Source organism: Arcobacter acticola, from assembly GCF_013177675.1.
GTDB lineage: Bacteria > Campylobacterota > Campylobacteria > Campylobacterales > Arcobacteraceae > Aliarcobacter > Aliarcobacter acticola.
This window is the reverse complement of record NZ_CP042652.1, coordinates 2,439,462-2,451,204: the sequence shown is the minus strand read 5'-3', so window position 1 is coordinate 2,451,204 and position 11,743 is coordinate 2,439,462. Positions and strand designations below refer to the sequence as shown.

The following is an 11,743-nucleotide window of genomic DNA, read 5'->3' as shown; positions in this document are numbered from 1 at the left end:
TAATGAATTTTGTATCTATTATCATGGGTAGTAAATCTGATTATGAAATTATGAAAAACTGTTCAGACACATTTGAAAAATTTAATGTAAAATATGAGATGATTATTTCTTCAGCTCACAGAAGTCCTGAAAGAACTAAAGATTATGTAAAAGAAGCAGAAGAAAAAGGTGCTGTTGCATTTATTGCAGCTGCTGGAATGGCAGCTCATTTAGCTGGAGCTTTAGCAGCAGCTACAACTAAACCTATTATTGGAGTACCTATGAAAGGTGGTGCAATGGATGGTATGGATGCAATGCTTTCAACTGTTCAAATGCCAGCAGGAATGCCTGTTGCTACTGTTGCACTTGGAAAAGCTGGAGCTATAAATGCAGCTTATTTAGCAATGCAAATTTTAGCTATTTCAGATAAAGAGTTAGCAATAAAATTAAAAGAAGATAGAATCGTTAAAGCAAAAGCTGTAGAGACTGATTCAAAAGATATAGAAGTACTTTTATAATGAAGCCAATAGCACTATTTACTCTTCCAAATTGTAAATGGTGTAAAGAGGCTACAACGTATTTTAAAATTAAAAAACTAAAATATAACCTCATAGATTTATCAAAAAACAAAGAAGCGTTAAAAGATTGTCAAAAACATGGATGTAAAGGTGCCCCTGTAATTTTAATAGGAAATACTTGGATTTGTGGTTTTGATAAAAATAAAATAAATAAAGAGTTAGGGATTAAATAGATGGTAACATTTTCAGAAATTCTATTAAAATTACAAGAGTTTTGGGCAAAACAAGGATGTAACATTGTACAACCTTATGATATTCCAGCAGGTGCTGGAACATTCCATCCTGCTACGTTATTAAGAAGTTTAGATTCAACACCTTGGAGTACAGCTTATGTTGCACCAAGTAGAAGACCAACAGATGGAAGATATGGTGAAAATCCAAATAGATTGGGTGCATATTATCAATTTCAAGTACTAATCAAACCTAGTCCTGACAATATTCAAGATTTATATTTACAATCATTAGAATTTTTAGGTTTAGATATTTCTAAACATGACATTAGATTTGTAGAAGATAACTGGGAATCTCCAACTCTTGGAGCTTGGGGACTTGGATGGGAAGTTTGGCTTGATGGTATGGAAGTTACTCAGTTTACATATTTTCAACAAGTAGGGGGCCTTCCTTGTGATCCTGTGGCTGTTGAAATTACTTATGGAACAGAAAGACTTGCCATGTATTTACAAGGTGTAGATTCTGTATTTGATATAGTTTGGAATGAAAATACACATGGAATTACAACTTATGCAGATGTTCATAAAGAAGCTGAATTTGAATTCTCAACATATAACTTTGAAGTAGCAAATACTGAGATGTTATTTAGACATTTTGAAGATGCCTTTAATGAATGTAAAAAATGCCTAGAAGCAAAAATTCCACTTCCTGCATATGATCAATGTATGATTGCATCACATGCTTTTAATACATTAGATGCAAGAAAAGCTATTTCTGTAACTGAGAGACAAAATTATATTTTAAAGGTGCGAGAACTATCTCAAAGTTGCGCAGTTTTATATAAAGAACAAGAGCCAGCTAGACTTGCAAGAATTGGAAGTCCCTCTTCTTTAAAAGCTTTAGAAAATTTAAAAGTTAAAAAACCTGAGTTATTTGTTTAAGGTTTTGTTTTGAGATTAAAAGAAATATATGAGTTATTAAATACTCTTTCACCCTTTGAAATACAAGAAAAATGGGATAATGCAGGATTACTAGTTGGAACTTTAGATGATGAAATAAAAAATGTTTATCTAAGCATTGATTTAGATTTAGAACTTGTATCAACATTTGAAGAAAATTCTTTAGTAATAACTCATCATCCTTTGATATTTTCAGGTTTAAAAAAAGTTAATTACAATACATATAGTACAAAATTATTAAGAGAATTAATTAAAAAAAATATATCTTTAATTTCAATGCATACAAACATTGATAAAACCCATTTAAATAAATATTTTATAGAAAATATTCTGGGTTTTAATATTACAAATACCCAAGAGTTTATTTCTACTTGTGAAGTTAATATGAACTTTAATGATTTAGTTAAACATATTTCTTCAAAAGTAGGTTTAAAAACTACAAAAGCAGTTAGATGTAGTGATTTTATAAAAACAATTGCCATTGTAACTGGTTCTGGAATGTCTTTAATTGACGAAGTAAAAACAGATTGTTTCTTAACAGGTGATATAAAATATCATGATGCTATGGAAGCAAAAGCAAGAGGTTTGTCACTTATTGACATAAGACACTATGAGAGTGAAAGATGTTTTGCTCCCTTAATAGAGGGACTTCTTTCAGAATATTTGAAAAAAAATAAATTAAAAGCTATAATAACAGCTTCGAAAAATCCATTTGAGTTTTTTATAGAAGGAGAAACGGTTGAATAAGTATTTACAGGATTTAATCAAATTGTCAAAATTTGATACAGCAATTAGTATGTTTGAACCAAAAATTGAAAATGAAAAAGCAAAGTTAGCAACATTTGTTGAAACTGCAGAATCAATTAAGGCATCAATTAATTCAATTTATTTAGAAATTGATGATGTAAAATCAAAAAGAACAAAAAACAATATTCACTTAGCTGAGTTAAAAACTAAGTTAGACAATATTGCTAAAAAGAACAAAGATGTTCACAATGATAAAGAGTTAAAAGCTTTACAATTAGAGGAAGAAATTGCAAAAGAACAAATTTCATTTGCAAATGAAGAAATCGATAGATTAGATAATCTGACTAAAAATAAAGAAACAATTTTAAAAGAGTTACAAGAAAAATTAACAGCAGAAGAAGATGATATTAAAGAAATTCAAGTTGCAGTTGATTCTACAATTGAAGAAATTAATAAAGACAGAAATATTGTTTATAAAGAAAGAAGTGAATTATTAGAAAAATTCGATAATAAAATTTTAACTTTCTATGAAAAAATCAAAAGATGGGCAAAAGATTCAGCAGTTGTTCCTGTAAAAAAACAAGCTTGTTATGGATGTCATATGAAAATAAATGATAAAACTTATGCTGAAGTTATTAAAGCAGAAGAAATCATTAACTGTCCACATTGTGGAAGAATTCTTTACAAAGATAATGAAGAACTAGTAGAGGCTTAATTTTGGGCCTTTTTAGTATATTTTATTACTTATTATTAAGTGCTATTTATATACTAGCTATTCCTTATTTAGTATGGAAATCTCGAAGTACTAAATACAAAAAAGCAATTCCAGCAAAATTTTTTCTAAAAGATAATTCTAGTTTTAAAGAAAATGGTATTTGGTTTCACTCATGTTCTATGGGTGAAACAAAGGCTATTAAGCCTTTAATTGAAAACTTTAAAGAGCTTGCAAATATATCTGTTATTACAAATACAGGTTATGAAGAAGCAAAAACAATAAGTTCTAATGTAAGATATCTTCCTTTTGAAATCTTTTTACCTTTTTGGATAAATAAACAAAAAGTTTTAGTTGTTATGGAAGCTGAACTTTGGTATATGCTTTTTTTATTTGCAAAGAAAAAAGGTGCAAAAACTTTTTTAATAAATGCAAGAATTTCAGATAAATCTTATAAATCATATAAAAGATTTTCTTTTTTTTATAAAAAGATATTTAAAAATATTGATAAAGTTTTTGCACAAAGTGATGTTGATAAAAAAAGATTAGAAGAACTAGGTGCTTCTAATGTTGAAGTAATTGGTAATATAAAACTAGCACAATTACCAAGTAAAAAATTAGATTTAGAAAAACCTAAAAAATGTGTAATCACAGCTGCTAGTACACATGAAAATGAAGAAACTTTGATTTTAAGTGCTTATGATAAAAATCAAGGAAAACTTATAATTGTTCCTAGGCACCCAGAGCGGTTTGAAAAAGTAAATATACTAATTTCTGATTATATTAAAAATAAAGATATTACCTACCATAAATACTCTGTAAAAGAGGATTTTGATTCTGATATAATATTGATTGATAAAATGGGAATGCTAAATGATATTTATGCAATTTCTGACGTGGTAATTTTAGGTGGAGCATTTGAAAAGATTGGTGGGCATAACCCTGTTGAGCCTGCATTTTTTTCTTGTAAAATAATTAGTGGTAAAAATATATTTAATCAAAAATCACTTTTTGATTGCATAAAAAACTATTATTTAATAAATAATGATGAATTGAAAACATATTTAGATAATATAAAAAATCTAGATAAAGCAGTTTTAACAAAAGCAGGTTCAACAGAACCTATAATAAAGGAAATAAACAAATGGCTATAGAATACGATAAAGCATATAAATTATTAGCACAACAAGAAAGAATTTCAAATTCAAAAGCAAAAGAGTTAATAGATAGAGGTGTTGTAAAAGTTGGAGATAAAAAAGTTTTAATTGCACGTGGTGAAATTAGAAATGATACTCATTTTACAATAAAAGAAATTGAAAAAATTAAAGTAATTTTTGAAGATAAAAATATTTTAGTTGTAGATAAACCAGCTTTTTTAACAGCTGATGACGTAGCTAAAAAATTCTCTGGAGCAATATTATTAAACAGACTTGATAAAGAAACAAGTGGTGTTATGATGTTTGCAAAAAATGAAGAATTTCAAAAAAGAGCAATTACAGAATTTTCACAAAATAGAGTTTATAAAGAGTATGTAGCTATTGTTGATGGAAAAGTTGTAGAAGAGATTGTTATTGATAAACCAATTCTAACTACAAAAGATAGAGGAATGGCAAAATCAAAAATTGATTTGAAAAAAGGAAAACCAGCTAAAAGTACTGTTTCTCCAATTTTAGTTGAAGGTAATAAATCTAAAATTAAAGTAGTTATCGAATCAGGAAGAACACATCAAATTAGAGTTCATTTAAATTCTGTGGGATTACCAATCATTGGTGATGCTATTTATGGAAGAACAGCTTCAAATATAAATAGAGTTTTATTACACTCAAAAGTAACAAAAATATTTGATTATGTATTTGAGTCAAAAGAACCAAAAGAATTTAGAGTGTACGACTTTCATTCATAATTAAGCTTTGAAAATTTAACAATTCCCAATAAACAGGGATTTGTTAAATAAAATAAAATAAATACTAACTTAAACTAAACCTTCTCATTTAATCAAGACTAAAGTATTTTTAAAGTAAAATTGCGCAATTTAAAAATTGTGGAGATTCATTTTGTTTGATTCAATAACCGGTTCGATAAGAAATGCAGTAAATAAAATAAGACATCAAGATGATGTTGCAGCTTTAACAAAAGCAACATCAGAGTTAAAAAAAGCTTTATTAAAAGCTGATGTACATCATAAAACTACAAAAGACCTTATTCAGGCTGTTGAATTACAAACAAAAAGTGCAGGTATTGGACAAGATTCTTTTCTTAAAGCATTAAAAAGTGAATTAACTAATCTATTAACAACTTCTGGTAATCAAGGTTTTGTTTTTTCTTCTACTCCTCCAACTACAATTTTAATGACAGGACTTCAAGGTTCTGGTAAAACAACAACAACAGGTAAGTTAGCTAACTATTTAAAAACTAGAAAGAAAAAAGTTTTAGTAGCAGCATGTGACTTACAAAGATTAGCAGCCGTTGAGCAGTTAAAACAAATTGCAGCTCAAATAGATGTTGATATTTATTTTGATGATAATGAAAAAGATCCAATTAAAATAGCACTTGCAGCAAAAGAAAAAGCAAAAAAAGAGCATTATGATGTACTTTTAATAGATACAGCTGGACGACTTGCTATTGATGAAGCTTTAATGCTTCAATTAAAAAATATTAAAGATGCAATCAATCCAAATGAGATTTTTTATGTTGCAGATTCTTTAACAGGTCATGATGCAACAAAAACAGCAACTACATTTAAAGAAAAAATTGGAATTGATGGTGTAATTTTATCTAAATATGATGGTGATACAAAAGGTGGAGTTGCTCTTTCAATTGCAAATCAAGTAGATGTTCCATTAAGATTTATAGGAACTGGTGAAAAAATGCCAGATCTTGAAGTATTTATTCCTGATAGAATTGTTTCAAGATTATTAGGTCTTGGAGATATTGAAGGACTTGCTGAAAAAACATCTGCAATTATTGATGAGAAAAAAGCAAAAGAAGTTAGTAAAAAAATCAAAAAAGGTCAATTTAATTTTAATGACTTCTTAGATCAACTTTCAATGATGAGTAAGTTAGGTTCCATGAAATCAATTATTGGAATGATTCCAGGTCTTTCACAAATGGCTGGACCTATAAAGGATATGGATTTTGAAAACTCTGCTGAGATAAAAAGAATTAAAGCGCTTATTGGTTCTATGACACCAAAAGAGAGAGAAAATCCTGATTTAATGAACCCAAGTAGAAAAAGAAGAATCGCAGTTGGTTCTGGAGTTTCTGAGGTTCAAATCAATAAAATTTTAAAGCAATTTAAAAATGCTTCTAAAATGGCTAAACAACTTTCAAGCAAGGGTGGAATGAAAGGTTTACAAAATATGTTGTCTCAAATGGGACCTGGTGGAATGCCAAAAATACCAAGATAAAAATATTAAATAGTGTTGAGCTGTGAACTTTTAACTTAGGTTTTGGAGTTCAGAATTCAATACTATAATCAAAAAAGGAAAGAAAACATGACAGTAATCAGATTAACAAGAATGGGTAGAAACAAAAAACCATTTTACAGAATCGTTGTAACAGACTCAAGAAAAAGAAGAGATTCAGGATGGATTGAATCAATTGGTTATTTTAACCCAGTTACAGAGCCAAAAGTATTAAAAATTGATGAAGAAAGATATAACTACTGGTTAAGTGTTGGTGCTAAACCATCAGAAAAAGTTAAAAAACTAGCTTCTAAATAATTTTAATTAGAAATATTATGATTATTAAATTTATAGAAAACTATGCACGACTAATTGTTAGTGTACCAGAAGATGTAAGCGTGACTAAAGAGCTAATAGATGATAATTTCGCAGAGATTATTATAAGTGTTAATAGTGTTGATATTGGTAAACTTATAGGTAAAAATGGAAATATGATTAATGCTTTAAAAACTATGGCAAATGGTTGTAAAGCAAAAGATGGTGTGTCTTATAAAATACAAGTAGTGGTGAAATAGTAATCTATGAATAATAATAAAATATTTATTGCAAAATTAGGAAAAGCAGTGGGTCTACAAGGTCAACTAAGACTTTTTATAGACTCGGATTTTCCTGAGCAATTTAAAAAAGGTGCTGTATTTAGCACAAATAGAAATCTACAATTAAAAGTATCAGAATATAATCCTTCGAGAGAATTAATTAAATTTGAAAACTATGATGATGTAGATACTGCAAAAAAACTAACTAATCAAGAACTTTACTCTACATTTGAACAAACAAGACAATATTGTAAATTAGAAAAGAATGAATTTTTCTGGTTTGATTTAATATCTTGTGAAGTTTATGAAAATGATTTAAAATTAGGTATGGTAAAAGAGATTCAAAGATACCCTTTAAATGATTATCTAGAGATAATTACAGATGAAGAGCTAGTTAATAAAGGTTTGCCAAAAGTATTTTTAATACCGCATATATTTGATAAATATGTGATTGATATAAATATTGAAACTAAAACTATAAGAGTTATAAAATCTTTAGAAATACTAGAGAATTCATAATCTTTTATTAATCCCTACCTTAGAATTTGTAAGTATAATTATTGATAAATATTAATAATTACATCTCTTATCAAATTCATCTTGTGTAAATTCAACTTCATATGCTTCTTCAAATTTATTTTTAATTAATTTATCCAATAACTTAGCTCTTGTTTCTTCATCATTAAATGGACCAAAATATATTTCTATTCTATTTTTGTCATCTCTACATAATATTACATTGGGATTAACTGCTGATACTTTGTCTAAATATTTTTTGTACAAACTACCTTTTATTTTTGCAACATTAATGAATTTTAAGAATTTTTTATTTGTACTAGCTTCTACTGGAAGATCACTTACTTTTTCTTCTTTAGGGCTTATCTCAATGTCAACTTTTTCTATTTGAGTATTTTCTAACTTAGTCTTATTCATTTCTAATTGTTCTTTTAACATTAAGGCTTCTTGTCTCATAGCTTCAAGTTCAGCTTTTTCATTTTCTAATTGTATTTTCTTTTCTTCAATTGCAGTTTTTTCTTTTAATAATGCTTCTTCTTGTGCTTTGAAAGCTTCTGCTTCTTTTGCTTTTTGTTCTTCTATTATTCTTTTTTCATTTTCTAGCTTTTCTAATTCTTCATTTCTATCTTTACTAATATTTTTATTAGTTAAAAATGACAATTGCTCATTTAATTTTTTAGAATTAATATCTTTTATATCAAATTTGTAAGCTTCTTCTTTTATTTCAACAGGTAGTACATTGTTTTGTGCTGCATTTTGAATCTCTTCTTGAGGTGAAAAAAAGCCTAAAAAATATAGGATTATTCCTGTACTTAAGAGTAATAACAAGAAAGCAATCAATCCAATTAATATTTTACTAAGAAGTGATTTTTTCTTTGATTTTGTCAAATCTTCTTTTACTTCAAGAATATCTTTATACTTATCATCTTCATTTTTATTATTTGTTTGATTAGGTTCTTCGTTTTCAATAGTTAATGTATTAGCATCTGATAAGTCATCTTTTATTTTTAATTCTTCTATTGCGTTACTTTCTTCTGCCATTGATACTCTTTTAAAGTTTATTTTGTTTTTCTTTTAATCTTTTATAATACTCTTTTCTGTATTTCTTTAGTTCTTCTTTTTTTCTTTCTCTATACTCTTTATCCTGACTTCCGTAAAAGCACTACAAATACGCACAATAAACTCTAAAGAATCCCTTGTTTTAGCACTATAAATATTTTATGATCCTTGTAGTGCCCCACTATATTTATATATTGACATTTATTATAGATTATGGTAAAATTCTGTTATGTTTGTAAGAATAAAAAGTAAATCAAAAGATAAATATAATAAATCAGTACAGTTAGTAGAATCATCAAGGGTAAATGGTAAGGTAGTGCAAACTATTGTAAAGCATATTGGTGTTGCTTATAATGATGAGCAGCTAGATGAATTAAGATTATTAGCTAAATCTATCCAAATAACTTTGGAAAATGTTGATAAAGAATCATTGTTTCAAGCAGAAGAGTTGATAGAAGATTTAACTTTAGAAGGTAAATATGATCAAAGTATCTATAGTGATGAAGATTATAATGTTGATATAAGAAACTTAGAAGAGGAGAGTAGAACAATAACTGGTATTCATGATATATATGGAAAGTTATATGATGAATTAAAAGTTGGTTCAATCATAGCTAATCCTGCTAGAAATGTATCTGTTGCTAAAATATTCAAAGAGATGGTGATCTCTAGAATAGCAAATCCTGATAGTAAAAGGGGAAGTGTTGCTGATTTAGAAGAGAAGTATGGTGTAGAGATCGATTTAGATAAAGTATATCGTATGATGGATAAACTTGATGATATAGCTATTGCTAAACTTAATACCCTTTCTTATAATAAAACTAAAGAACTGTTTGGGGATAAGATAGATGTAATATACTTTGATGCAACAACTATCTACTTTGAATCTTTTACAGAAGATACAGGTGAAGATGCTTTAAAGAAGAACGGTTATAGTAAAGATTTAAAATTTAATCAGCCTCAAGTAGTATTAGCACTTATGGTAACTAAAGAGGGATTACCAATAGGATATGAAGCATTTAGTGGTGATACCTTTGATGGACATACTTTAATTCCAAGTTTAAAGATACTAAGAGAGAAATACAATATAGATAATGTTGTATATGTAGCAGATAGTGGTATGTTTAATAAAAATAACCTACAAGAGCTAGATCAACTAGAGGAACATAAGTTTAATTATATCGTTGGAGCAAGAATAAAAAATATCTCCAAAAGTATTAAAGAGCAGATACTTAATATGAATGATTATCTCCAATTAAATGAAGATATAAAAGTAAAAAATATCACTTTGGATGCATACGCCGACCACATTCGGACAGCCAGCCGATTAACATCCGGACACTCAGCCGAAGTTGATTCGTACACTTTGCCGATTTACATTCGGACAATTTAATTAATTTCCGGCTGGAAAATTAAAGTAGAAGTTTTTCTAAAATTTAATTACACTTTGTTAAAAACAAGGGGTAAAAAATGAGGAGACTTTCTATGAAAAAAATTAAAGATGTATTGAGGTTAAGATTCATTACCAATATATCCTATCGTCAAATAAGCAGAGCTTTAAATACCCCAAGTTCAACCGCTGCTGATTATTGTAAAAGATTTGAAATTACAAACTATAAAATAGATGAATTTCTTACATTAGATGAAGATGAAATTTATCAATTATTGTTCCCTGAAAAATCTTTGCCAAAAACCTATAAAACAAGACCTATCCCAAATGTAGAATATATTCATAAAGAAATAGCTAAAAAAGGTGTTACCTTTGAATTACTATGGCAAGAATATAAAGAGCAATATCCTGATGGTTATGGGTGTAGCCAATTTAAAGAATACTACTACAAATATAAAAAGAGATTAAACCCAAGTATGAGACAAACATATATTCCAGGTGAAAAAATGTTTGTAGATTATAGTGGCTTAACAGTACCTATTGTAGATTTATCAACAGGAGAATTTATAAAAGCACAGATATTTGTAAGTGTATTAGGATTAAGTGGATATACCTATGTTCATGCAACAGCTTCTCAAAAAGTTGAAGACTTTATAAAATCCCATGTAAAAGCATTTGAATTTTATGAAGGGGTTCCTAAAATACTGGTTCCAGATAATCTTAAAAGTGCAATAATTTCAAATAATAAAAAAGGAATTGTGTTTAATGATAATTATGCAGAACTTTCACGTCATTATAACTTTGCAATAGAACCAGCAAGGGTAAGAAAACCCCAAGATAAAGCAAAAGCAGAACAAGGTGTACAAGGTATCCAAAGATGGATATTAGCTGTATTTAGGAATAAGACATTCTTTAATGTTGATGAGATAAATGAAGCTATATCTCCATTACTTGATATTTATAATAATAAAATTATAAAAAGGATTGGTAAAAGTAGAACTTATTTATTTGAAGAAAATGAAAAGAAGTTTTTAGAAGTTCTTCCTGCAAATAGATTTATTTATAAAGAGCTAAAAATTGCAAGTGTTAATATAGATTACCATGTTGAATTAAATAGATCTTTTTACTCAGTTCCTTTTAAATATTTAAAAGAAAAAGTAGAAATTAAATACTCTACAACATTAGTTGAAATTTATTATAAATCAAAATTAATAGCTACTCATCCAAGATTATATAAAATAAATGATTCGTCTACTATAAAAGAACATATGCCATTAAATCATCAATATCAAAATGAGAAGATGAATCCACAAAGACTTATATCTTGGGGAAGGAATATAGGTGTTGAAGCAAAAGAGTTTGTAGAAAAAAGATTAGATGAAGCACAATATCCAGTAAAAGCGTATCGCACATTAATAGCAATTTTATCATTAGCAAAACTTTATGGAAAAATAGAGTTAAATTTAGCACTAGCATATGCTCTTAAAATTGATGCAAAAAGTGTTAAGTCGATTGAATCTATTTTATCAAAAAAATTATATTTAGTGGCTGCAAATAATGTTGTAAAATCAAATGTGTTTAATAATCATGAAAATATTCGTGGTTCTGATTATTATAAATAAAATTAAGAAT

General features: G+C 27.7%; 13 protein-coding genes and 1 pseudogene. 13 read left to right on the top strand and 1 reads right to left on the bottom strand.

Annotation, left to right across the window (positions count from 1 at the left end; genetic code table 11):
* Positions 1–2 precede the first annotated feature (2 nt).
* The 11 genes from purE (at position 3) to rimM (ending at position 7,665) form a co-directional block, all read left to right on the top strand.
* Positions 3–497: a 5-(carboxyamino)imidazole ribonucleotide mutase gene (gene purE, locus AACT_RS12570; RefSeq protein ID WP_172127401.1), complete on the top strand. Its 495-nt coding sequence runs from the start codon at positions 3–5 to the stop codon at positions 495–497.
* Complete coding sequence (locus tag AACT_RS12565) at positions 497–730, top strand: glutaredoxin family protein (protein ID WP_172127399.1); 234 nt, start codon at positions 497–499, stop codon at positions 728–730. The genes purE and AACT_RS12565 overlap by 1 nt, the downstream gene beginning before the upstream one ends.
* On the top strand, positions 731–1,669 hold the full coding sequence (gene glyQ / locus AACT_RS12560; protein WP_172127397.1) for a glycine--tRNA ligase subunit alpha: 939 nt from the start codon (positions 731–733) through the stop codon (positions 1,667–1,669).
* A 9-nt stretch (positions 1,670–1,678) separates the two neighbouring features.
* A complete protein-coding gene (locus tag AACT_RS12555) occupies positions 1,679–2,434 on the top strand; it encodes a Nif3-like dinuclear metal center hexameric protein (RefSeq protein WP_172127395.1) in 756 nt (251 codons plus the stop codon).
* A 22-nt stretch (positions 2,435–2,456) separates the two neighbouring features.
* A complete protein-coding gene (locus AACT_RS12550; RefSeq protein ID WP_228720491.1) occupies positions 2,457–3,149 on the top strand; it encodes a zinc ribbon domain-containing protein in 693 nt (230 codons plus the stop codon).
* Positions 3,150–3,151: 2 nt separating this feature from the next.
* Complete coding sequence (gene waaA, locus AACT_RS12545) at positions 3,152–4,300, top strand: lipid IV(A) 3-deoxy-D-manno-octulosonic acid transferase (protein ID WP_228720490.1); 1,149 nt, start codon at positions 3,152–3,154, stop codon at positions 4,298–4,300.
* On the top strand, positions 4,291–5,049 hold the full coding sequence (locus AACT_RS12540; RefSeq protein ID WP_172127383.1) for a pseudouridine synthase family protein: 759 nt from the start codon (positions 4,291–4,293) through the stop codon (positions 5,047–5,049). Before waaA ends, AACT_RS12540 begins: the two co-directional genes overlap by 10 nt.
* Positions 5,050–5,200: 151 nt before the next feature.
* The gene (gene ffh / locus AACT_RS12535) at positions 5,201–6,553 is read left to right on the top strand and encodes a signal recognition particle protein (protein ID WP_172127381.1); all 1,353 of its coding nucleotides are present in this window, start codon (positions 5,201–5,203) and stop codon (positions 6,551–6,553) included.
* 87 nt (positions 6,554–6,640) lie between these two features.
* On the top strand, positions 6,641–6,868 hold the full coding sequence (gene rpsP, locus AACT_RS12530) for a 30S ribosomal protein S16 (RefSeq protein WP_129086815.1): 228 nt from the start codon (positions 6,641–6,643) through the stop codon (positions 6,866–6,868).
* A gap of 17 nt (positions 6,869–6,885) precedes the next feature.
* Complete coding sequence (locus AACT_RS12525; RefSeq protein ID WP_172127379.1) at positions 6,886–7,125, top strand: KH domain-containing protein; 240 nt, start codon at positions 6,886–6,888, stop codon at positions 7,123–7,125.
* 6 nt (positions 7,126–7,131) lie between these two features.
* A complete protein-coding gene (rimM, locus tag AACT_RS12520) occupies positions 7,132–7,665 on the top strand; it encodes a ribosome maturation factor RimM (RefSeq protein WP_172127377.1) in 534 nt (177 codons plus the stop codon).
* Between the two features lie 51 nt (positions 7,666–7,716).
* On the opposite strand, the gene AACT_RS12515 is transcribed toward rimM, so the two are convergent.
* Complete coding sequence (locus AACT_RS12515; protein ID WP_172127375.1) at positions 7,717–8,703, bottom strand: hypothetical protein; 987 nt, start codon at positions 8,701–8,703, stop codon at positions 7,717–7,719.
* A 247-nt stretch (positions 8,704–8,950) separates the two neighbouring features.
* Here AACT_RS12515 and AACT_RS12510 point away from each other — a divergent pair.
* Together AACT_RS12510 and istA are read left to right on the top strand one after the other, a co-directional pair.
* A pseudogene (locus tag AACT_RS12510) lies at positions 8,951–10,015 on the top strand (IS1634 family transposase); the annotation flags it as partial.
* Between the two features lie 191 nt (positions 10,016–10,206).
* Complete coding sequence (gene istA, locus AACT_RS12505; protein ID WP_228720489.1) at positions 10,207–11,733, top strand: IS21 family transposase; 1,527 nt, start codon at positions 10,207–10,209, stop codon at positions 11,731–11,733.
* The last annotated feature ends 10 nt before the right edge of the window (positions 11,734–11,743 follow it).